Origin of the sequence: Flavobacterium lipolyticum, from assembly GCF_020905335.1 — a bacterium.
GTDB classification, from domain to species: Bacteria; Bacteroidota; Bacteroidia; order Flavobacteriales; family Flavobacteriaceae; genus Flavobacterium; species Flavobacterium lipolyticum.
In genome coordinates this window covers 158,776-180,573 of sequence record NZ_JAJJMN010000001.1, presented here as the reverse complement: position 1 = coordinate 180,573, position 21,798 = coordinate 158,776, and the positions used below count along the sequence as shown (strand labels likewise).

The 21,798-nt window shown below is 36.2% G+C and carries 19 protein-coding genes; 5 read left to right on the top strand and 14 right to left on the bottom strand.

Annotated features, from left to right (window positions below; genetic code table 11):
• Nucleotides 1–23: 23 nt before the first annotated feature.
• The 3 genes from LNQ34_RS00720 to truA form a co-directional block, all read right to left on the bottom strand.
• A complete protein-coding gene (locus LNQ34_RS00720; RefSeq protein ID WP_229998340.1) occupies nucleotides 24–608 on the bottom strand; it encodes an NUMOD4 domain-containing protein in 585 nt (194 codons plus the stop codon).
• A 143-nt stretch (nucleotides 609–751) separates the two neighbouring features.
• Nucleotides 752–2,506, bottom strand: coding sequence for an ABC transporter ATP-binding protein (locus LNQ34_RS00715; protein ID WP_229998339.1), 1,755 nt, complete (start codon nucleotides 2,504–2,506; stop codon nucleotides 752–754).
• A gap of 70 nt (nucleotides 2,507–2,576) precedes the next feature.
• A complete protein-coding gene (gene truA, locus LNQ34_RS00710; RefSeq protein WP_229998338.1) occupies nucleotides 2,577–3,317 on the bottom strand; it encodes a tRNA pseudouridine(38-40) synthase TruA in 741 nt (246 codons plus the stop codon).
• A gap of 354 nt (nucleotides 3,318–3,671) precedes the next feature.
• Here truA and LNQ34_RS00705 point away from each other — a divergent pair, with 354 nt between their 5' ends.
• The gene (locus LNQ34_RS00705) at nucleotides 3,672–4,166 is read left to right on the top strand and encodes a metallophosphoesterase family protein (protein ID WP_202703302.1); all 495 of its coding nucleotides are present in this window, start codon (nucleotides 3,672–3,674) and stop codon (nucleotides 4,164–4,166) included.
• A 5-nt stretch (nucleotides 4,167–4,171) separates the two neighbouring features.
• Here LNQ34_RS00705 and LNQ34_RS00700 read toward each other — a convergent pair whose 3' ends face one another.
• The 3 genes from LNQ34_RS00700 to LNQ34_RS00690 all read right to left on the bottom strand — a co-directional run bounded on the left by LNQ34_RS00700 (nucleotide 4,172) and on the right by LNQ34_RS00690 (nucleotide 6,354).
• A complete protein-coding gene (locus LNQ34_RS00700) occupies nucleotides 4,172–5,083 on the bottom strand; it encodes a sensor histidine kinase (RefSeq protein ID WP_229998337.1) in 912 nt (303 codons plus the stop codon).
• 25 nt (nucleotides 5,084–5,108) lie between these two features.
• Nucleotides 5,109–5,771 carry a response regulator gene (locus LNQ34_RS00695; RefSeq protein ID WP_229998336.1) on the bottom strand — a complete coding sequence of 221 codons (663 nt, stop codon included), beginning with the start codon at nucleotides 5,769–5,771 and terminating at the stop codon, nucleotides 5,109–5,111.
• Nucleotides 5,772–5,937: 166 nt separating this feature from the next.
• Entirely contained in the window at nucleotides 5,938–6,354 is a 417-nt protein-coding gene (locus tag LNQ34_RS00690) for a DUF4293 domain-containing protein (RefSeq protein WP_070907200.1), read from the bottom strand.
• Nucleotides 6,355–6,537: 183 nt separating this feature from the next.
• On the opposite strand from LNQ34_RS00690, the gene rho reads away from it, so the two are divergent.
• From rho to LNQ34_RS00675, 3 genes are all read left to right on the top strand, one after another.
• The gene (gene rho / locus LNQ34_RS00685) at nucleotides 6,538–8,448 is read left to right on the top strand and encodes a transcription termination factor Rho (protein ID WP_229998335.1); all 1,911 of its coding nucleotides are present in this window, start codon (nucleotides 6,538–6,540) and stop codon (nucleotides 8,446–8,448) included.
• A gap of 223 nt (nucleotides 8,449–8,671) precedes the next feature.
• Nucleotides 8,672–9,253, top strand: coding sequence for a TetR/AcrR family transcriptional regulator (locus LNQ34_RS00680; RefSeq protein ID WP_229998334.1), 582 nt, complete (start codon nucleotides 8,672–8,674; stop codon nucleotides 9,251–9,253).
• Between the two features lie 52 nt (nucleotides 9,254–9,305).
• Nucleotides 9,306–9,797: an acyl-CoA thioesterase gene (locus LNQ34_RS00675; RefSeq protein WP_202703297.1), complete on the top strand. Its 492-nt coding sequence runs from the start codon at nucleotides 9,306–9,308 to the stop codon at nucleotides 9,795–9,797.
• A gap of 669 nt (nucleotides 9,798–10,466) precedes the next feature.
• Here the strand turns inward: LNQ34_RS00675 and LNQ34_RS00670 are convergent.
• The 7 genes from LNQ34_RS00670 to LNQ34_RS00640 all read right to left on the bottom strand — a co-directional run bounded on the left by LNQ34_RS00670 (nucleotide 10,467) and on the right by LNQ34_RS00640 (nucleotide 18,608).
• A complete protein-coding gene (locus LNQ34_RS00670; protein ID WP_070907197.1) occupies nucleotides 10,467–11,489 on the bottom strand; it encodes a M28 family peptidase in 1,023 nt (340 codons plus the stop codon).
• Nucleotides 11,490–11,496: 7 nt separating this feature from the next.
• A complete protein-coding gene (locus LNQ34_RS00665; protein ID WP_202703296.1) occupies nucleotides 11,497–12,474 on the bottom strand; it encodes a DUF3667 domain-containing protein in 978 nt (325 codons plus the stop codon).
• A gap of 221 nt (nucleotides 12,475–12,695) precedes the next feature.
• Nucleotides 12,696–13,469, bottom strand: a complete 774-nt coding sequence (locus tag LNQ34_RS00660) for a dienelactone hydrolase family protein (protein ID WP_229998333.1) — start codon at nucleotides 13,467–13,469, stop codon at nucleotides 12,696–12,698.
• A gap of 102 nt (nucleotides 13,470–13,571) precedes the next feature.
• Nucleotides 13,572–15,758, bottom strand: coding sequence for a penicillin acylase family protein (locus LNQ34_RS00655; RefSeq protein WP_229998332.1), 2,187 nt, complete (start codon nucleotides 15,756–15,758; stop codon nucleotides 13,572–13,574).
• Nucleotides 15,759–15,760: 2 nt separating this feature from the next.
• Entirely contained in the window at nucleotides 15,761–16,624 is an 864-nt protein-coding gene (locus LNQ34_RS00650; RefSeq protein ID WP_202703293.1) for a cyanophycinase, read from the bottom strand.
• 16 nt (nucleotides 16,625–16,640) lie between these two features.
• The gene (locus LNQ34_RS00645; RefSeq protein ID WP_229998331.1) at nucleotides 16,641–18,134 is read right to left on the bottom strand and encodes a M20/M25/M40 family metallo-hydrolase; all 1,494 of its coding nucleotides are present in this window, start codon (nucleotides 18,132–18,134) and stop codon (nucleotides 16,641–16,643) included.
• Between the two features lie 21 nt (nucleotides 18,135–18,155).
• Nucleotides 18,156–18,608, bottom strand: coding sequence for an Lrp/AsnC family transcriptional regulator (locus tag LNQ34_RS00640; RefSeq protein WP_173964999.1), 453 nt, complete (start codon nucleotides 18,606–18,608; stop codon nucleotides 18,156–18,158).
• A gap of 286 nt (nucleotides 18,609–18,894) precedes the next feature.
• On the opposite strand from LNQ34_RS00640, the gene rocD reads away from it, so the two are divergent.
• Nucleotides 18,895–20,148, top strand: coding sequence for an ornithine--oxo-acid transaminase (gene rocD, locus LNQ34_RS00635; RefSeq protein ID WP_202703291.1), 1,254 nt, complete (start codon nucleotides 18,895–18,897; stop codon nucleotides 20,146–20,148).
• Nucleotides 20,149–20,391: 243 nt separating this feature from the next.
• Here rocD and LNQ34_RS00630 read toward each other — a convergent pair whose 3' ends face one another.
• Nucleotides 20,392–21,789: a RagB/SusD family nutrient uptake outer membrane protein gene (locus tag LNQ34_RS00630; protein WP_229998330.1), complete on the bottom strand. Its 1,398-nt coding sequence runs from the start codon at nucleotides 21,787–21,789 to the stop codon at nucleotides 20,392–20,394.
• Between the last annotated feature and the right edge of the window lie 9 nt (nucleotides 21,790–21,798).

Here is a 21,798-nt window from a genome sequence, read left to right as displayed (position 1 = left end):
AATAGAATGAATTTTTGTAGGTATCAGACCTTTATATGGCCCCAGTTTTCACCGCTGGCGATACGTCGTATTTGCATTTCGCTAACGCCAAATTGTTTGGCAATCATTTTCAGACGTGTTTTTTGTTCCGGGCGTGCGAGGATTTTTTTAATTAACATCACTTTGGTGGTCGTTAATTTTCGTCCATCGGCTTTTAAATTGTGTTCGATCAGATTCTTTTTTGCCTGAATCACATGCGGACTCTTACGGCTGTGCGCCATCATTTCGGTTTTTGTTGCCCAGCATAAATTTTTTACATCATCGTTGCTGCGGTTGTAATCCAGATGGAGTACATAAGTTTGTTCTTCTGATTCTTTAGGAATGAAATAATGAGCGACTAATTTGTACAGAAAAAGATATTTGTTGACAATTTTGTCATCATCTTTAACCTTAAATCTAAAAGTAGGATAACCATCGCTTAAACCGCCTTTTAGAATACGTCCGTTTTGAATTTCATCTGTAAAACTAATTAATCGGCCTTTGTTTGAAATAGCATATTTAAGTTGTAGTGAGGCGTTTATTTCTATTTCTTTGAATTCTTCGTTTGGATAAAATCTATTTTGTGGCATTTTCTTTTGCATTTGAATTTTGTCTCTCAAAGATAAATAATTCAAAAAAGAAGAGTGCTATCCTAAAGTCTGTGAATCAGCAGATTTATGATTCTTATAACGCTATTTTAACTTTTTTAAGAACTTTTTTAGCATTTCAAAATCTAGTTCGCTACAGCAAATTGAGAGTCGTACAGGTTTTTGTAATAACCGTCGGTTTTAAGGAGTAGTTCCTGATGCGTTCCTTGTTCTACAATTAAGCCTTTATCCATCACAACAATTTTGTCGGCATTTACAATTGTAGCCAATCGGTGTGCGATGATGATCGAAGTTCTCCCTTTGGTAATCGTTTCGGTAGCACGCTGAATAAGTTCTTCAGAATAGGTATCTATTGAAGACGTTGCTTCATCCAGAATTAAAATACTCGGATTACTGACATATGATCTTAAAAAAGCAATTAACTGACGCTGTCCTGACGAAAGCATAACCCCTCGTTCTTTTACATCAAAATCATAATTATCCGGCAGACTCATGATGAAATCGTGCACGCCAATTTTCTTAGCAGCCTCTAAAACCTGATCACGTGTAATTTCGGGATTGTGTAAAGTAATATTGTTGTAGATGGTATCAGCAAACAGAAAGACATCCTGCAAAACCACTGCAATTTGTTTTCGCAGCGAGGCCAGCGTATAATTTTCGATATTATGACCGTCAATGCAAATCGTACCGCTGTTGATTTCGTAAAAGCGATTCAGTAAATTAATTATAGTCGATTTTCCTGCTCCGGTGGAGCCTACAATAGCGACAGTTTGCCCTGAAGCGACAGATAAATCAATTCCTTTTATAACTTCTTCTTCCGGAATATAGCTGAAACGGACGTCTTTAAATTCAATACTTCCTTCAAAAATTGGAGCTTCAATTGTTCCGGTATCCTGAATATGATCCTGAGTATCGATGATGTCAAAAACACGATTGGCAGCAATCATTCCTAATTGCATCTCGTTGAATTTATCTGCAATCTGGCGTAATGGATTGAACAGCATTCCGATAAACATCGTATAGGAAAACAAATCCCCGAAAGTTGTAAAATGATCTCCGTTCAGGATTTTGAATCCGCCATAAACGACAACTACTCCTAGCGTAATAGAAGAGATAATATCGGCAATTGGGAAAAATATAGAGTTGTATAAAATAGTTTTAATCCAGGCAACTCTGTGTTTGTTATTGATCTCTTTAAAATTATCAGCTTCAATTTGTTCGCGATTGAAAAGCTGTACGATTTTCATTCCTGTAACACGTTCCTGTACAAAAGAGTTCATATTGGCAATTTGCGTGCGGACTTCTTCGAAAGCGACCTGCATTTTACGTTGGAATATTCGGGTGATGTAAACCAGAATCGGCATGGCAACGACTACGATCCACGTTAATTTCCAGTTCATGTAAAACATGAAAATAAGGACAACAAGCATTTTCATTAAATCACTAATGATCATAAAAAGTCCCTGGCTAAAAATACGGGCAATCGATTCAATATCTGAAACGGATCTTGTGACCAATTGTCCCACCGGAACGAGGTCAAAGTACTTCATTCTAAAACTTAATATGTGTTTAAAAAGTTTGGTACGAATGTCTTTTACGATATCCTGTCCAAGCCAATTGGCCCAATAGACGAAATAGAACTGAGAGAAAACTTCCATTAAAAGAACCGCTCCCATTAAAAGGATATAAAGAAGTAAACCTTCTTTGTCGTGTGTCTTGATATAGCCGTCGACCGTTTGTTTTAGCAAATAGGGGCGAAGGGCTGCAAAAATAGAAAGAGATACAGCAAAAATAATAACGCCGTAGTAGCGCCATTTATAGGGTTTGGTATATTTTAAGATTCGTTTGAATAATCCAGTATCAAATGCTTTTGCTTTCATTTATTTTTTTTAAGCTTTAAGCTTTAGGCAATAAGCTTTAGGCAAAAGCCTACAGCTTACGGCTTATGGCCTACAGCGATAAGTAATCGTAGTCAATTTCGGTTAAATACAATCCATGTGCCGGTACCGAAAATCCGGCTTTTTCTCTGCTTTTGCTGGCGATGATTGTTTCAAAATCAGTTAGAGAAATTTTATACAAGCCGATATTTACTAGTGTTCCAACAATTGAGCGAACCATATTTCTAAGAAAACGATTGGCCGAGATGGTAAAAATTAGTTTATTGTTTTCTTGTTTCCAATACGCCTCAAAAATCGTGCAATCAAAAGTATTGACATCGGTATTTACTTTTGAAAAGCATTGGAAGTCGGTATGATTCAGTAGAATTTTTGCAGCTTCATTCATTAAATCTACATCTAATTTTTGATTGAAATACCAGCTCAATTCCTGTAAAAAAGGGTTTTTAACCGTGTTGATGTGGTATTCGTAGGTTCTTTTAGTAGCATCAAATCGGCAATGAGCGTCATTGTGAACGAGAAGAATATTAAAAACAGCAATGTCTTTGGGTAAATAGGAGTTGAGTTTGTGTATTAAATTTGGAATATCCAGCGGGCTTTCAATATCAAAATGTCCATACATCTCTTCCGCATGAACTCCGGTATCCGTTCTTCCGGCACCCATAACGTTTATGGGAGTGTTCAATAAAATGGATAGTGCTTTGTTTAAAGTTTCCTGAACAGAAGAAGCATTGGGCTGAAATTGCCAGCCATGATAATTAGTTCCGTTATAAGCAAATTGAATAAAATATCTCAAGGTAAAGGTGCAAAGGTTTTTTTAAGGGACAAAGGCTCTAAGGGACAAAGGTACAAAGGTTTTTTAAAAAAAGATGTTAAGGTTCTGAGATACTAAGATGTTAAGTTTTTTAAAGGTGCTAAGGTTCTGAGATACTAAGGTGCTAAGTTTTTTTGTTTAGGAGGTACAAAGGTACAAAGGTACAAAGGAGCAGAGGTTTCTAAGTGTCTCAGTATTTCAGCATCTCAGCATCTCAGTATCTCAGTATCTCAGCATCTCAGCATCTCAGTATCTCAGCATCTCAGAACCGTAGCACCTTAGTCCCTTTAAAAAAAACCTTTGTATCTTTGCTTCTTTGAACCTTTGAACCTTCGAATGAAAAAAATTCTTCTCCTTTCCGATACGCACAGTCATATTGACGATACTATTTTAAAATATGTAGCTCAGGCCGATGAAGTCTGGCATGCTGGAGACATTGGTGATCTGAATGTTACGGATACAATTAAAAAGTTAAAGCCGCTGCGATGTGTATATGGTAATATTGACGATGCGCAGGCGAGATTAGAATTTCCTTTACACAATCGGTTTTTATGTGAGGATGTTTCCGTGTGGATTACACATATTGGCGGATATCCGGGAAAGTATAATCCCAATATAAGAGAAGAGATGGCGTCGGATCCGCCTAAATTATTTATCTGTGGGCATTCACATATACTAAAAGTTATGTTTGATAAAAAAAATAATCTGCTGCATATGAATCCCGGAGCGGCCGGAAAAAGCGGATTTCATCAGGTTCGAACAATGTTGCGATTTGTAATTGACGGTGATAAAATAAAGGATCTGGAAATAGTTGAAATGGGTAAAAAGTAACAGATTTAAAATGGTAGTGGAACCTTGATTTTTATAGAGGTTCCTTCGTTTGCCTTTGAAGTGATTGAGATACTTCCTTTGTATTTTTTGATTCTTGCCCTGATTCGGTTAAGTCCAAAACCTTCAACATTATTTAATCTTTCGGTTTCAAAACCCTTTCCGTTGTCCTGAATTACAATGATAAACTGATTGTTTTTTTCGGATAGGAAAATCTTGGCTTTTTGGGCATCACTGTGTTTTATAATGTTATTGAAAAGTTCCGAAACAATAAAATAAAGCTTCATCTCAAATTTTTCGATGTATCTTTTTTCAGTTGAAATGGCGCTCGAAAATTTAAAACTTATGTGAGAATTCGAGTTTCTTTCGCATAGATCTTCCAAAGCATAAATTAACCCAAAACGAACCAGAAGTGTAGGGACCAAGTCGTGTGACATATCTCGTAAAAGATCGTGTGCTTCCTGTAGAATAGATTTTGCTTTCTGAATTTCGTCCGATTTTATATCGTTTTGTGTTGTGAAAGTTTTTAAATGCAGTCCAACAGAAGATAATAAAGAATTAATGTTGTCATGTAAAAATGAGGCGATTTTTTTACGTTCAACTTCCTGGCTGTCAATGCCGGCATTAATTACATTTAGTAATATTTTTTGCTTGGCATCTTTCCGTTTAATTTTTTGTCTTAGTTTGTTGTTTTGGTAGAAAAAATAAAATAAAAAGAACAAGAGGATTATCATCACGATTGATAAACTTATTATTTGTTTGTTTCTTATTTTTTCAGGAAGATAAGTATTGTTTTTTTTTGTGTTGCCGACAATTGCATCAGTGTTGTTTTCTGTAACTGTTTTTTTCTGAGCAACAGTAGGATAGCTATTAAAAGTGGTTAAAAGAAGGAAAAATATAAAGTATCTGAAAAAGGACATAGTAACAGGTGTTTTCTGAGAATGATCAGGAATTTATCAAATTATTTTTCAGGGCATATTTTACCAAGCCAATAGAGCCTTTTATCTGCAGTTTCTTCATGATGTTTTTTCGGTGTGTTTCGACCGTGTTTGTACTGATAAAGAGCTGTTCGCCAATTTCTTTTCCACTGTATTCCAATGCAATTAAAGTGATGATTTCGATTTCACGGGCGCTTAGAATTGGGTTGTCTACTTTGATATTTTTATTGAGCTTTGGATTGTTATGAGAGAAAATATTAAAGATTTTTTCTCTAACGGCATCACAATAATATTCTTGTCCCTGATAAACGGCTTCTACAGCTTCTATAATATTTTCTCCCGCGCATTTTTTTGTGAGATAGCCTTTTACCCCCAGTTTCATCACTTCTTTAATAATTTTCAGATCGTCGTAGCTGGAGAGAATGATGATTTTACAGGGTACATTTTTTTGCTGAAGTTCTTTAACTACCTCGATCCCGTCTTTTTTAGGCATACTAATGTCCAGAATCAGGATATCGGGATTGTTTAGTGTAATATCGTCATAAACAGTATTGCCATCGTATGATTTGCCTACTACTTCAAAATTTTCAACCGTCTGCAATAAGTTGCTAAGGCCATCAATAAGTACCTGATGATCATCGGCCAGGTGTATTCTTATTTTATCTTTCATAATTATTCGGGGAACTGATATGCAAATAAATGAAAAAATATCTTACAAAGTTTTTTTTTAGGTTTGTTTTGACTGTCATGCAGGAAATTACAGAAAATTTAGAGCACAAAAAAACCCGAATTTAAAATTCGGGTTCTCTTCGCACAAAAAATTTAAGTTTATAGGTTTACCTCAAACGGTCTACAGATTTTACAAGATCTTCATCCTTTTTGATGGCCTTATTAGCTAATACTAATAATACGATAGCAACAATAGGTAGAAACATCCCAATACCTTTCTCTGATACAATGGTAGTAGTATCTCCAGATAAATTTAGAGAACGATATACAAATAATCCCAATAAAATTAAATTTAATATTATGTTCAGCCTGCCCATTACAAACTGATTTTGTCTTTTTTTGTATGAAATGATACTAATGATCGTAAGCATTGTACTCAGACCTAATAATATCGTGTAAAACTTATCCTGCATAAAGTAAAAAGGCTTACCATTATTTAAGGTCCAAAGCGGAGTAAAAAACAGTAATACCCCCGTGATTAAAAAGGTAAGAATTAAATATACAGTCTGAATTCGTTGTATCATGGTCTAAAATTGTTTTACAAAAATATATTTTCTTTTTTTAAAATACTATTGTATGATTAAATTTTATTCGTATTATTGCATCATAATACCGTAAGCACTTCATACTGCGGTCAATCGAAAAAAAATATCTACCTATTCTTTTTACAATATTTCCGTTAAAATAATTAAATTCATAGAACATTCATGTTTGATATTTCTGCATTAAAAGAAATGAAGCTTTCTGAGCTTCAAGAAATAGCTAAGTTAGCTAAAACTATAAAGTTTAATGGCGTTAAAAAAGAGACTTTAATAAGTCAGATTTTAGCACATCAGGAAGCGACTGTAGCGCCGCCGGTTAGTCCTGTGGCAGAAGCGGAAATAGTTGATGAAAAACCGAAAAGAGCAAGAATTGTTCCGGCAAAAAAGACAGCAGCAAATAAGAATGCACCGGTTCTGGAATTTGATAAAGCAGAGGAAACTCCTGAAAAAGAGGAAGCTCTGATAGCAGTAACTAAAACTCCGGCTATTAAAGCAAATCCTAAAACAAATCCGAAGATAAAAGGAAATGCAGCAGCAAAAGAAACAGCAGAAGTAAAAAGCGTTGAAACAACACCGGAAGTTCAGGAAAATATTGAGAATACCGAAAGTACTGAGAATACTGAAGATGCAGCAATAGAGAAAAAAGGACCAAAAATTGTAAAGTTTAGTAAATCGGCTTACGAGAAAAAGGTTGCTTTGAAAAAAGAAAAGGAGGCTACGAAAGATGTAGTTCCGGAAAATGAAGTTACAGCAGAAGTTGCTGCTGCTGAAAAAACAGAAGCACCGGTTCAGACCAAGAAGATTAATCCGAACCAGAATAAAAATCAAAATCCGAATCAGAATCCCAACCAAAACCCAAATCAGAATCCAAATTCTAACCAAAACGGGAACGGAAACAACGGGAATCAAAATCCAAATCATAAAAATAAAAAGAATAATTTCAGAGATTCAGACTTTGAGTTTGACGGAATTATTGAAAGTGAAGGTGTTCTTGAAATGATGCCGGATGGTTACGGATTTTTACGTTCATCAGATTATAATTATTTAGCCTCTCCCGATGATATTTATTTATCAACGTCACAAATCAGATTGTTCGGTCTTAAAACCGGAGATACTGTAAAAGGAGTAGTTCGTCCTCCAAAAGAAGGCGAAAAATTTTTCCCTCTCGTTCGTGTACTTAAAATTAATGGTCATGATCCACAAGTTGTTCGTGACAGAGTTTCTTTCGAACATCTTACCCCGGTTTTCCCTTCTGAAAAATTTAAATTAGCCGAAAAAGGCAGTTCAGTTTCAACCCGTATTATCGATTTGTTTTCTCCAATAGGAAAAGGACAGCGTGGTATGATTGTCGCTCAGCCTAAAACGGGGAAAACAATGTTGCTAAAAGACATTGCAAACGCAATCGCAGCCAACCATCCCGAAGTTTATCTTATCGTTCTTTTGATTGATGAGCGTCCTGAGGAGGTTACGGATATGCAGCGTAGTGTAAGAGGAGAAGTTATTGCTTCTACTTTTGACAGAGAACCACAAGAACACGTGAAGATTGCGAATATCGTTCTTGAAAAAGCAAAGCGTTTGGTAGAATGCGGACACGATGTGGTTATTTTACTTGATTCGATTACTCGTTTAGCGAGAGCTTACAATACTGTTCAACCTGCTTCAGGTAAAGTTTTAAGCGGTGGTGTTGATGCTAATGCATTGCAAAAACCAAAACGTTTCTTTGGAGCTGCCAGAAATGTAGAAAATGGCGGTTCACTAAGTATTATTGCAACCGCATTGACCGAAACAGGTTCTAAAATGGATGAAGTTATCTTTGAAGAATTTAAAGGTACCGGTAATATGGAACTGCAATTGGATCGTAAAATCGCTAACAAACGTATCTTCCCGGCTATCGATCTTACTTCGTCAAGCACACGTCGTGATGATTTATTACTGGATGAGAAAACATTACAAAGAATGTGGATCATGCGTAAGTACCTGTCTGATATGAATCCGGTAGAATCTATGGATTTTGTAAACGATCGTTTCAAGAAAACCAGAAACAACGAAGAGTTTTTGATTTCTATGAATGACTAGAAAAAGGGGCTAAGATTCTGAGGAGCTGAGATGCTAAGTTTTTTTACTACCGTTAAATTTCTTGGTTACTAATCTTTTAAGATGATAAAATATATAAAGGGGTGAATTCTTTGAATTCACCCCTTTCTTTTTATGTTTAGAAGAAAAAAAGCTCTAACATGAAATACCGATCGGTATTTGTGTTATATTTGTTTGAAGAACGATTGTTGAAAACTGGAAAATAATGAACACTTCTGAATTTATATTGGACAAAGTAGCACCTGTTTTTAACAGACAGGGATATGTGGGTACCAGTCTTTCGGATATTACCAAGGCTACGGGACTTACCAAAGGGGCTATTTACTGCAATTTTGCCAATAAAGAAGAGTTAGCTTTAAAGTCTTTTCAATTGAATGTAGAGGTAGCGATAACGCCTTTATTCAAAATACTGGCTTCTACTACAGGAAGTTTAGAGAAACTTTACACGATAACGAAATATCAACGGAGCTATTATGATGTAGTCAAAGACAGAGGTGGTTGTCCAATGCTGCGTGTAGGAGTAGATACTAAATTTATCAATCCACTGTTGTTTAAGAGTGCTCAGAGTTTGTCTCAGAAATTTATCACCGGACTTTCCAATATCATTAGTGAAGGTATTATAAGTGGAGAAATTCAGGAGAATATTGATCCGCTGCAATATGCAAAGCTATTATTGACTTTAATTGAAGGAAGCTCCCTTTTGGCCTTTACGCATAATGATGGGACATACATCACCACCGCTATGGATTTTATAGACCATGCGATAATTGATAAAATGAGGAAATAAAAATTTTTTAACCCTTCAGATACCGATTGGTATTTGATAAAAAAAGCAGAAAATGGAAAAAGTATTAAAAACAAAAAAGAAAATCAGATTTCAGGATTGTGATCCTTTTAATCATTTAAACAACGCAAAGTATCTGGAGTATTTTATTAATACAAGAGAAGATCAGATTGCAGAACATTACGATCTGGATATTTTTAAATATCTGAAAGAAACTGGTTTGAGCTGGGTAGTAGCATCCAGTCAGATTAGTTATATACGTCCGGCTTTTACGATGGAAACGACCCTGATTGAATCGCAATTGATTGAGTATCGCGATAATGCTTTGTTGGTTGAAATGAAAATGTGGAATGAAAATGAAACGGAATTAAAAGCAATTTTATGGATCAGGTTTATTCATTATAATATTGCGACAAAAAAATCAGCAAATCATTCGGATGATTTAATGCAATTATTTCAATCGGTTGTTGTGCCAGTTGAGCAGTCAATTTTTGAAAATAGATGTTTGGAAGTTGTACAGAAATTAAAATCAGGAGTACCCGCATAAAAAAGAAATCATTGGGATGGCTTATTTAAAAGTTGCTCTATGATGCAAGAATAATCTTTAAGTAATAGGAGAAATAAGTGAGGCTGTCTTTTTAGACAGCCTCCTATTTATAGAATAAAGTGGTAACTTAGTTTCTCAGCACTTAAAAAATCTTAGAGCCTTAGCATCTTAGCATCTTAGTATCTCAGTACCTTATTTAATCGGTTTATCCACTACTGGGCGATCAGACCTATTCGTTAATTAAAAGGTACAAAGGTTCAGAGTTGCAAAGGTTCAAAGGTTTTAGTTGGATTTCAAGCTTAAAGAATGATTAGGAAGTATAAAAAAACGAGGAGTTTAAGCTCCTCGTTTTTTGTTTGTTATTTTTAAAAGCCTTTGTAACTCTGAACCTTTGTTGCTTAGAGCCTTAGCATCTTAGTATCTCAGTACCTTATTTAATCAGTTTATCCACTACTGGGCGATCAGATCTATTCGTTAATTAAAAGGTACAAAGGTTCAGAGTTGCAAAGGTTCAAAGGTTTTAGCTGGATTTCAAGCTTAAAGAATGATTAGGAAGTATAAAAAAAACGAGGAGTTTTAGCTCCTCGTTTTTTGTTTGTTATTTTTAAAAGCCTTTGAACCTTTGAACCTTTGTTGCTTAGAGCCTTAGTATCTTAGTGCCTTAGCGCCTTATTTAATCGGTTTATCCACTACTGGGCGATCAGATCTATTCGCTAATTCCCAGGCAATGGAGAAAGCTAATTTTGTTCTTTTAGTCAAAGCATCGTATTCGATTTTCTGAGGTTCGTCACCTTTTCTGTGGTAGTCTTCGTGAACTCCGTTAAAGAAGAAAACCGATGGAATTCCAAATTTTGCAAAGTTATAATGATCAGAACGCTCGTAAAAATGATTTGGATCTTTCGGGTCGTTGAATTTAAAATCTAAGTCAATTTTAGTGTATTTTTCATTTTGTGCCACAACAATATTGTGTAAATCAGTGGAGAGTCTGTCGGCTCCAATTACGTACACATAATTGTTTGTTTTTTCGTGTTCCACATCACGACGGCCAATCATATCGATATTAATGTCGGCAATGGTATTAGCGATTGGGAATAAAGGATTTTCAGAATAATAGCGAGAACCATGCAGACCGTGTTCTTCTCCGGTAACGTGCAGGAACAGTATAGAGCGTTTTGGACCGTGTCCGTCTTTTTTGGCTTTTGCAAATGCTTTTGCCATTTCCATTACAGCAACAGTTCCGGAACCATCATCATCAGCACCATTATAAACGTCGCCATTTTTTACTCCTACGTGATCGTAATGTGCGGAAATAACCAAAACTTCATCCGGTTTTTCAGATCCTTCAATATAAGCCCAGATGTTTTCTGAATCCGGTAAGTTTTCATTTCGTCTGGCATTTAAAAATGAGGCAGGAATATGCTGGTAATAATCGGTTGCACCTTTAGGGAACGAAATTCCATGTTTTTTGTATTGCCCGATCATGTAAAGACCTGCTTTCTTTTGCCCTTTCGATCCGGTTTCACGCCCCTCCATTTCGTCAGAGGCTACTACATAAAGCATTGTTTTTAGATCTTTTTCAGAAATAAAGTCGATGTATTTAGAGGGATCTGAATTGTCTTTTAAGGTAACTGATTGTGTGTTTTTACACGAAAATGCAGTACCAATTAATAACAGGATTATGATTTTTTTCATAGGTTGTTTAGTGTAAATTGATAAAGGTATAGAAAATATAGAAAATCAGTAAGAATAAGATAAAAATTGAATTTATAAACAGCAATGCGATGCTTTTAAAGAAGGAAACCCATCTTGTTTCTCCGTAAAAACGGTGGTGTGCCGGAAAGAAATAGTAGAACATCCAGAGACCTCCAAAAAAGTCGGTTACACCTGAAATAAAAGATAGTGGACTGTCTTCTCCAAATAACCCAACCAATCTTCTAATTATAAATAGGAAGAAGATTACCAGAAGCAAAAACGAAAAGTAATGTAAAGTGAATATCCCATGATCAAAATAATACCATCTTTTTTTGTTATGAACGAGCCATAAAAAGAAAGCAAATAATGGCATTATAATGAACAGTACTTTGGGAATGTTATGTACAAAAGACTCTGTGAACTTGTTAATGAGTTCTTTTTTGGTATTGTGTTCTTTTACATATTTTACTTTTTGAATCATCCAGTAACTAAACGAATCTAATTTTTCCTTTTCAGGTGCATATTTTTGAACGGAATCGATCTCTTTGGTAAAATCATCAAAACCGTCTCCGGGTTTTAAATCGTTAAGATCTCCTGTAAAAATATTTTTTGGAACTTCTTTTTCGTTGCTTATGTCGAGATTAAAATCAGCGGTGGTTTCTTTTGAATGGCCCGGAAATAAGGCGATCATTAAGAAAGTGACAAAACTGATAAAGATGTACAAACGAACAGGAGCTAAGTAGGATAAACGTTTTCCTGAAAGGTATTCTTTGGTTAATGCCGATGGTTTAAACAAAAGGTTTTTGATCGTACGCCAAAAAGCATTTTCATAATGTGTCAAATCTTCAAAAAAGTGAACGAACAAATGATGGAATGTTTTTCGGGAATCGGTATTTTCCTGCCCGCAATTGGGGCAAAATTTTTGTTCAACAACGTGTCTGCAGTTTAAGCAGGTTTTGTCTTTTCTAATCGGACTGTGTGACATTGATTGTAAATGGTATTGGTTTGGTTTTCTTGGTTTGTTTTTTCTTGCAGCGAATAACGCGAATTTCCGTAAATTTTAAAAATAATTATCTGGCTTAATGCTGATACTTTTTTTTGTCACAGATGAAAAAGATTTTTTTGCTGCGAATTTCACTTATTGTCTGAATTTTAAAACCATATAGTTGAAGTCAGTTTTATTCTTTGAAATTGCAGTTTTAAAGCTTATTTTTTCAATACTTCGTTCAGGAAAAGCTGCAAATGTTCAAAAGCTCTTTTTGCTGCAACGGCATTATAGGCTGCTCCTTTTGAGTTGTCATTTCCTGCTTCAGGATTGGTGAAAGAATGTACGGCATTGGCATAATAAATCATTTGCCAATCGGCTTTTGAATCTCTCATTTCCTGTTGGAAAGCTGTTATTTCTTCTTTTGATTCATAGGGATCGTCGGCCCCGTGACAAATTAATACTTTAGTTGTGATGGGTTCAATTTTACGGGCGGCATCTCTGGCTAAACTTCCGTGAAAAGAAACTACTCCCTTTAGATTTAAATGTCCGCGTGCAGCTTCAAGAACACCGGTTCCTCCAAAGCAGTACCCAATGGCTACAATATTGTCGGCGTTGGCTCCTGATTTGATCAATTCCTGTAATGCGGCATTGATGCGTTTTTGATATATTTCAAAGTTATTTTTGTAGTAACTGGATTGCTTTGCCGCTTCTGAGGTATTGGCAGGTTTGTTTCCTTCTCCATAAATATCAGCAATGAAAACGTGATAGCCTAATTTGGATAAGTTTTCTGCAATATCTTTAGAGGCTTTGTCAATGCCAAGCCAGGCCGGAATCAATAAAATCCCCGGATTTTGAGTGCTTTTTTTAGCAGATTTTGCAAATAATCCACTTAGAGCCTGAGAACCGTCAGTGTATTTTACAGCTTTTAGTTGTGCATTTATACCGTTGGAAAACAATATGGTAGCAAATAAGAGAAAGGCCGAATTTTTCATAAGAGTACAATTTTTAACAAATATCAGAAATATTACGTTACGAAAAAACCTCAGAATGTATTTCTTCCGGGGTTTTTAAACGTTATTTTCTTACAATGAAAATCATTCACCGGGATGATAGGTTTTCTCGGCATTTTTGATCACATCATCTTTGTAAAACAAGACTTCTTTAAAGTTTCCTTTTCGATACATTTCACTTTGATCGTTGAAATGTTTGGAGTCAGGATTTCCGCTATTACCTCCGGCTAACAATGATTTTGCTTTTATTTTTGGACCAAATTCTACAGCACATACAAAGCTGTTGCCATTGTAGCCGTATCGTTTTCTGGAGTCTTTTTGATAACTGCTTTTAAAGGAAGGTAAACTTCCCCAGGAGCCCGGTCCAAAAGCGATCGGTAAACTCGGCTGAGCATCATCATATTTTAAATCGATGTCGCCGTTTGAACGTTGAAAACGATTTATTTCTCCCCAGGCTACTTTCCAGGTTCCCCATTTTGAGTTCAGTTCTTTTAAAACTAACTGTAATTGCGGAAGCATTTGAACAGCGGTGGCATTCGTGGCAAATTTTCGGGTATTCTCTACCTGATCCGGTTCTCCTTCATCGACATATGCTTTCAGTATAATCGGATCTAATTTGTACGCCCATTCGACTGCCAGAGTGGTGGCTACTGAATTTTCTTTGGCGTAATAATCCCAGTTTTTGAGTATCGAAATGACTTCATTTAATTCAGAATATGCTGTTTTGTTTTTTTCGTAAATCGAAATCAGGCTTGGAATTAAAATTTCAAAAATCGATAATTTAGTATCATATCCGTCAGCAATTACTTTGTCTAAAGTATACTGACTGCCTTTGCTGAAAATTCGAACGGCATTTATTCCTCTAAAATTTTCTCCGTCAGGTGCCATATAAGGCAGGTAGTTTTCTCTTTTCGGACTGTTTTCTCCCGCAACAGTGTAAGGTGTTGAGTTACAGTTTTGCAGCCATCCGTTTGTTGGATTATACAAATGAACGGTTTCGTTTACATTATGCAGGCCTTTCCATTGCGTAGCCGAGACCGATCCGTCAATGACTTTAGACCAATTGAGGCTTTTATCTCTGATTGGGATAAAATTTCCATGCCAATAAGCGATATTTCCTTTGTTGTCTGCGTAAACGGTATTGTTTGAAGTATTGGCTTTTAAGTCCATCGCTTTTTTGTAATCTTCAAAACTGGTTGATTTGGTTCTGACCCAACTCTGAATTAAACTGGTCATCGAGCGATTATTTGATTTTAAACTGATCCATTTTCCGTCACGTTTGGCCATAATCGGACCATTATTGGTGTAGTAGGTTTTGAATTTTTTAGGGATTAATTTCCCGTTTTCGGTGTAATGTAGTATAATTTCTTTTTCGATAACCGGGATTAGTTTTTTGTCGAATTCATAAAATAGTTTGCCTTTTTTATCGACAATTTTTTCGGCATACATATCGGCAACATCAACGTTGGAGGAGGTGTGCATCCATCCGCAATATTCATTGAAACCCTGATAGACGAAAAATTGCCCCCAGGTTACTGCTCCGTAAACGTTTAGGCCTTCTTCGCTGGTGACTTGTACTTCGGGTCTGAAATAAAAGGTGGTATGTGGATTGATGTATAAAATAGCATTTCCGTCGGCTGTTTTTGAGGGGGCAAATGCAAAACCATTAGAACCTGTTTGTACATTTTTCTCTCTTTCAACATACGCCACTTTATCACCATTACCGGAATAGAAAGCTTTTAATTCTCCTGTTGTTAAATCGGCAGTACTGATGGCTCCGATACTTCCATCGGTCCAAAGCAAAGGAAACCAGGGTTCGAAATGAGTTAAAAGCGCCGGTTTTACTTCGGGATGTTTGTAGAGGTAAAAGTTAATAGCATCGGCATAACTGTTTAATAATTTTTGGAGCCATAAGGGAGCTTTTTTATAATCGGCTTTGGCTTCTTCGGTGTCAATTAATAATTTAATTTCTAAATCATTGTATAAAACGGCTTGTCCTTTTATTTCTGAGAGGCGCCCCAACTTTTCAATATAGTTCATTTCAATGCGTTTAAAATCATCTTCGCATTGGGCGTAGAGTAATCCAAAAACAGCATCAGCATCCGTTTTTCCATAAACATGGGGAATACCCCAGTGGTCTCTGATAATACGAACCTGTTGGGCTAAATTTTCGAGACGTGCGGCTTCTTTTGAATTGATTTTTTGTGCACAAAGAGGAAGACTTGCGCAACAAAGTACAAAGGCTAATTTTATAGTTTTGGTGGTAAACATGTTTATTGGATGTTAAATTTTTGTCCGGCAGTATAAATGCTCATTTGTAGATTTTCAATCGAAATGAGATTATTCTTTTTAGATTTCAGAATTCCTTTTGGTTTTTTCACTACGATCACTTCACTTTCACCCGCAACTTCAATCTGATTGTTTCGGACAATGATGGCGGTGCTTTCGTCGATTCCAATTCCGGTTAAAGAAGGGAATTCCACTAATGCGGAAAGCAATCGGTTGTAACGATTTCTCTTTAAAAAATGCTGATCGATAATTGCGGTTTGGAGTAGTCCAAGACCTTCGGCAGTTTCGAGATTGTCGTAACGGATGTTGTCAAAAGTTCCGGAATATTCTTTTTGTAGTTTCTGATTTCCGGTAATCATTTTTTCAGACATCACAGCGGCACCGGCGCTAGTTCCGGAAATGGTGCTTCCGTTTTGGTAAGCTTTTTGAATCGCCGTTTGAATTGGAGTATTTTGCACCACGCTCATAAAACGGGTCTGGTCTCCACCGCTTATAAAAATCAGTTTTGCTTTTTGAAGTGAATCGGTCAGTTTTTTGTTTTGAGCAGTTTCTTTATTGAAATTAAGCATCACAATTGGATTGGGAGTTAATTTTACCATTTGTGTTTTGAAAAAAATAAAGGAGCTGTCCGGTTCTTCGCTTGACATGGGCAAAACAGCGATGAAATCATTTTTTGTCAATTCAGAAACACTTAAAACCTGTTTCATCAGGGCATCAGACCGATCGCCGCCGCCGATGATAAAAAGTTTGCCTTTGGGACTTTGTGCCTGAAGCAGACTAGCTGTAAAAAGTAGCATAAGGATCAGGATTTTTTGATAGAAAAAATGGAAGGAAAGTTGGTTTTTCATCGTTTTTTGAATGGAGTTAATGCAACTGGTTTATAAAATTTAAAAGAGAGGTATTGACGATAAAGAGAACATCTTTTATTTTATCTAAATCTACTTTTGTAGCGATATCTCTGGTGGAATGATAATCGTCGTGAAAACCACTAAAAAAAGTCATGATGGGAATTTCTTTAGCAGTAAACGAAGCATAATCACTTCCGGTATGTCCATTGGTTTCCCAAAGATCGAGTGTAAAAGGTTTCGAAAGTTTTGTATTGCTTAGGCTGGCAATTTCTTTTAAAGAAACATTTTCCTTTTGTGTTCCGATACTTAGGATTCGATGTAATTTGTCCTCGGGAGCACTTCTCGAAATCATATCCATGTTAATGGCGAGCAGTATTTTTTGTTTTTCGGAATCCAAATGCTGAACGAAGTATTCACTTCCCAAAAGCCCCATTTCTTCGGCCGTCCACGAAGCAAATAATATAGTGCAGGGAGGTTTTGTTTTGGTTTCGGACCATTTTTTGGCCAGTGCCAGCATTCCGGAAACTCCTGATGCATTGTCGTCGGCTCCATTGTAAATAGAATCGTTTAGGATGCCTAAATGATCGTAATGTGCTCCCACAATAATAGTTTTGGTAGTGTCTTTCCCCGGAATCATTCCTAAAACATTGCGAACCGGAAAGGTTTGGGATTGCAATTCTATAGAGAAATTAATTTTCGTATTTTTTAGCGGAACAGCAGCAAAGAATAATTTTCGTGCCGCTTTTTCTTCAAAATGTTCTAACGAGATAGTACTTCCTGTAAAAAGTTTTTCGGCAGCTGATTTACTAAGTTCAAAAATGGGAATCGAAGTGATGTTTGAATTTTCGAGGGAATGGAAGGTGGTTTCTTTTTTAAATTTGACCCATTTTTTGCCATCAATAAGAATCAATGCGCTGGCTCCTTTACTGATCGCGGTTTGAAGTTTAATTTCTTCGAGGTTGTTTTCTTCGGGATAGTACTTTTTGAATTTCTGATAGGATACTGATGTGCTGTCCAAATGTCCCGGGAAGCCTTTTAGAACGACGACAATTTTATCTTTTGTATTCAGGTTTTTATAGTCATCATAGTTTTCTTTCGGTAGATTTAATCCGTAACCGGCAAAAACGACTTCGGTTTCTTTTTGTAACGATTGTGCGACAGGGGTAACCTGAAAATCGGTATTTGGAGAAAGGGGAAAAGTTTCTTTACTGTTTTTTTTTATTTCAAGTGCAGCCTTTTTTACGGTGTGTTCTTCAATTTTGAAATTCTGATAGTATCCTGATTTTGTGTCGTACGGAACTAATTGGTAAAGTTCCATCATTGAAGCAATATATTCAGAGGCCAGAAAAGCTCCTTTTTGAGTAGTTCCGCGACCCTGCATCCAATCGGAAGCTAAAAAAGAAAGTGTCGGGGAGAAATCACTTTTTGACGGACCAGGAACAACGATTTGCGAAAACAGGGCTGACTTACAGCAAAACAAAGTAAGTAAAAGCAGTTTTCGTAACATCATGGTTTAAAATTTAAAAAGTAATTATAAAGAGATATTTCGTTTGAACGCACAGCCTAATTCAATAATCGAATCGGTTTTGGCAATACCCGGAATACCATCGATTTTTTCATAAAGGATTCGGCGCATGTGTTCATGATTTTTGGCTATGATTTTGATGTAAAGCGTAAAGGATCCTGTCACGTAATAGCATTCTGTAATTTCCGGAATTTCTTTTAATTCTTCAATAATCCGGTCTGAATCAGAATCTTTATTCAGGGTTATTCCCGTAAAAGACGCCCAGTCATAACCAATGTTTTTTTCCTGGATGATAGGTTTGATTCCACCAATTACACCTTGTTCGATCATTCTGTTTATACGCTGATGCACCATGGTGTTTGATATTTTCAAATTAGCAGCGATTGCAGAAAAAGCCATTCTTCCGTCTTTTTCTAATTCTTTAATGATGCTAATATCAAATTCGTCTAATATATCCATTCTTATAATTTGTGTTTAATCTTAATGCTTATGTTATTGCAGCTGTTCTAAAAAAGAACTCTAAATAGGCGACAATAATTTCGCATTCATAAAAGTAACTATTTTTTTTAATTAACAAGGGATTGAAGGGGATTATAAGATGTCTAAAATTGATTTTTTTAACCTCTAAAACCTTTGTTTTTGACTTTAAAAGTCTTTTTTAAAGTCAAAACTAGTAGTTATGGAGGTTTTAATGAGAAATTTTTAATACTTTTGGCTTTTAGAAAATTTTAAATAAAATAAGATCATGATTCATACTGAAAATGCCCTGTCGTCAAAATCAGAGGTTTTGATTGAAAAAGAAAATAAATACGGAGCACATAATTACCATCCACTTCCTGTTGTTCTGGAAAGAGGAGAAGGGGTTTATGTATGGGATGTAGACGGAAAAAAATACTTTGATTTTTTATCTGCTTATTCTGCCGTTAATCAAGGACACTGTCATCCAAAGATTGTGAAGGCTATGGTCGATCAGGCTCAGAAACTTACGCTGACTTCACGTGCTTTTTACAATGACAAATTAGGTAATTATGAAGAATTTGTAACAAAGTATTTTGGCTTCGATAAAGTATTACCTATGAATACTGGTGCTGAAGCAGTTGAAACGGCTCTTAAAGTGTGTAGAAAATGGGCTTATGAAGTAAAAGGAATTCCGGAAAATCAGGCACAGGTAATCGTGTGCGAAAATAACTTTCACGGAAGAACGACTACCATTATTTCGTTTTCAAATGATGAAGTAGCACGCAAAAATTTTGGACCTTTTACAGAAGGATTTATAAAAATTGAATACGATAATCTGGCTGCTCTTGAAAAAGCATTGGAGTCGTCAAAAAATATTGCAGGGTTTTTAGTAGAGCCAATTCAGGGAGAAGCAGGGGTTTATGTTCCTTCTGAAGGATATTTGGCGAAAGCCAAAGCATTGTGTGAAAAACATAATGTTTTGTTCATTGCAGATGAGGTTCAGACAGGAATCGCACGTACCGGAAAATTATTAGCCGTACAGCATGAAAATGTACAACCTGATATTTTAATTTTAGGAAAAGCAATTTCAGGCGGGGTGTATCCGGTATCAGCAGTTTTGTGTAATGATGAAATTATGAATGTAATCAAACCGGGACAACATGGATCTACTTTTGGAGGAAATCCGGTTGCAGCTGCAGTTGCAATAGCAGCTCTTGAAGTAATCAAAGAAGAGAATCTTGCCGAAAATGCAGAACGTCTGGGGATTATTTTAAGAAAAGGGCTAAATGAAATTGCAGAACGCAATAATCTGATCACGCTGGTTCGCGGTAAAGGATTATTAAATGCAATTGTGATTAATTGTGGTGAAGATTCTGATTTGGCTTGGGAAATTTGTTTGAAATTCAGAGATAACGGATTATTGGCTAAACCAACTCATGGAAATAAAATTAGACTGGCACCGCCTTTGGTGATGACCGAATCTCAAATTCAGGAGTGTCTTGAAATTATCGAGAAATCACTGAATGCTTTTAAGAATTAATTTTTTTTAAGTTCTGAGGTACTAAGATGCTGAGATACTAAGATTTTTAGGTTTTTTTTTAGAACTTTAGAACTTTCAAACTTTGTCAAAGTTTTAAACTTTGACGAAAAAACACAAAACAACAAAGGTGTAAAGTTTCATTACAAAACTTTACACCTTTTATTTTTAAGGAACTTTTTAAAGCACTCCGGAAAAAAAAATCTTAGTATCTCAGCATCTTAGTCCCTGAGAATCTAGGTAATTTTACTTGCTGTAACCCGGATTCTGGGTGATTTTTTTGTTGGCATCCATTTCCAAGATCGGAATAGGAAATACCAGTACATTGGCATCATAAGATAATAATTCAGATCCGTCACCGTCGCCACTTACATCAATAGAGCCTTTTGTTCTTCGGATGTCGTGAATTGAAAAGCCTTCCATCGCTAATTCGAATTGGCGCTCCAGTAAAATAGCATCAAGTGTTACTGCGGTCAGTTTTTGTGCATTGGCTCTTGTTCGGAGGATGTTGATATCGTCAAGCGGAGTGTTGCCCACAGCTGTTCCGGCCTGAAAATTGGCTTCTGCTCTGATGAGGTACATTTCAGCCAGACGAATGATCCCTACATTACCAAACTGATTGGTAAATTTTAAAGTCAGTAATCTGTCATTGGCAGGGTTTATATAATTGAAATTTGCACGATCGTCGTTAGGATCGGTAAATTTTTCCAGATAAGGATCTCTGATCGAAATATCACCTCCGCGTCCTCCATTATTCTCGGCTGCATAAAAGGTATTGGCATCATTTGTTCCGGTTTGTTTCGTAATTTGGATGGCAAAAACGTCTTCAACCTGATCGGTGTCATGATTAAAGGCATCTGCATATTTTGTAGACAAAGAGTGTCCGCTATTTTTGATGACATCATCGGCTGCGTCTCTTGCCAAAGCGTAATTGCCCTGTTGAAGATATACTCTTGCCAATAGAGCTTTTGCGGCATATTTGTCAGCATAAAAACTATTGTCTTTTGGAAGATTGGTGTAAGCGAGATTTAATCCGTCAATGATGACTTTGTAGACTTCAGCAACCGTACTTCTTTCTTTTGATAAATCGACGTTGAAATCATAAATGGCTTTGTCTCTTATTACAATTCCCAATTGATTATTGGGCTGACCGCTAACGTATGGTTTTGCAAAAAAGCGCACTAAATCAAAATAAGCAAGTGATCTTAAAAAATTAGCTTCACCGATCATTCGGGCTTGTTTAGCCGGATCCTTCACCTTGCTGATATTGTCAATAACGGTATTGGCTGCGTTTATGATTTCGTAACATCTCGAGTAAGTTCCGGTGATGATTACGTTATCGGCAAGCATTTTTTTAATATACATTTGTCTTAATTCGCCAAAAGTTCCTCTGAACCTAAAATCAGTAGTGGCGGTTACACCTGTTGCTCCCAGTAAATCGGCATAAACTAAGATTCTTCCTCCGTAAGCATTTCCGTTTGCGGCAAGAGCATAGGTTCCGGTAAGTACATTGGTAACTCCTTCTTCTGTACTCAAGGTAATAGAAGCATCTTCTCTTTGTCTTGGTTCTACGTTTAATTCGTCTTGGCAGCTTGTAAAAAAGACTGCAAAAAGCATAAATAATAGTATCGTATTTGATTTCATTTTGATCGA

Coding starts and splice junctions, on each gene's coding strand:
- LNQ34_RS00720 (WP_229998340.1), bottom strand. CDS start 608: ATGCCACAAAATAGATTTTATCCAAACGAAGAATTCAAAGAAATAGAA.
- LNQ34_RS00715 (WP_229998339.1), bottom strand. CDS start 2,506: ATGAAAGCAAAAGCATTTGATACTGGATTATTCAAACGAATCTTAAAA.
- LNQ34_RS00705 (WP_202703302.1), top strand. CDS start 3,672: ATGAAAAAAATTCTTCTCCTTTCCGATACGCACAGTCATATTGACGAT.
- LNQ34_RS00700 (WP_229998337.1), bottom strand. CDS start 5,083: ATGTCCTTTTTCAGATACTTTATATTTTTCCTTCTTTTAACCACTTTT.
- LNQ34_RS00695 (WP_229998336.1), bottom strand. CDS start 5,771: ATGAAAGATAAAATAAGAATACACCTGGCCGATGATCATCAGGTACTT.
- LNQ34_RS00690 (WP_070907200.1), bottom strand. CDS start 6,354: ATGATACAACGAATTCAGACTGTATATTTAATTCTTACCTTTTTAATC.
- rho (WP_229998335.1), top strand. CDS start 6,538: ATGTTTGATATTTCTGCATTAAAAGAAATGAAGCTTTCTGAGCTTCAA.
- LNQ34_RS00680 (WP_229998334.1), top strand. CDS start 8,672: ATGAACACTTCTGAATTTATATTGGACAAAGTAGCACCTGTTTTTAAC.
- LNQ34_RS00675 (WP_202703297.1), top strand. CDS start 9,306: ATGGAAAAAGTATTAAAAACAAAAAAGAAAATCAGATTTCAGGATTGT.
- LNQ34_RS00670 (WP_070907197.1), bottom strand. CDS start 11,489: ATGAAAAAAATCATAATCCTGTTATTAATTGGTACTGCATTTTCGTGT.
- LNQ34_RS00665 (WP_202703296.1), bottom strand. CDS start 12,474: ATGTCACACAGTCCGATTAGAAAAGACAAAACCTGCTTAAACTGCAGA.
- LNQ34_RS00660 (WP_229998333.1), bottom strand. CDS start 13,469: ATGAAAAATTCGGCCTTTCTCTTATTTGCTACCATATTGTTTTCCAAC.
- LNQ34_RS00655 (WP_229998332.1), bottom strand. CDS start 15,758: ATGTTTACCACCAAAACTATAAAATTAGCCTTTGTACTTTGTTGCGCA.
- LNQ34_RS00650 (WP_202703293.1), bottom strand. CDS start 16,624: ATGAAAAACCAACTTTCCTTCCATTTTTTCTATCAAAAAATCCTGATC.
- LNQ34_RS00645 (WP_229998331.1), bottom strand. CDS start 18,134: ATGATGTTACGAAAACTGCTTTTACTTACTTTGTTTTGCTGTAAGTCA.
- LNQ34_RS00640 (WP_173964999.1), bottom strand. CDS start 18,608: ATGGATATATTAGACGAATTTGATATTAGCATCATTAAAGAATTAGAA.
- rocD (WP_202703291.1), top strand. CDS start 18,895: ATGATTCATACTGAAAATGCCCTGTCGTCAAAATCAGAGGTTTTGATT.
- LNQ34_RS00630 (WP_229998330.1), bottom strand. CDS start 21,789: ATGAAATCAAATACGATACTATTATTTATGCTTTTTGCAGTCTTTTTT.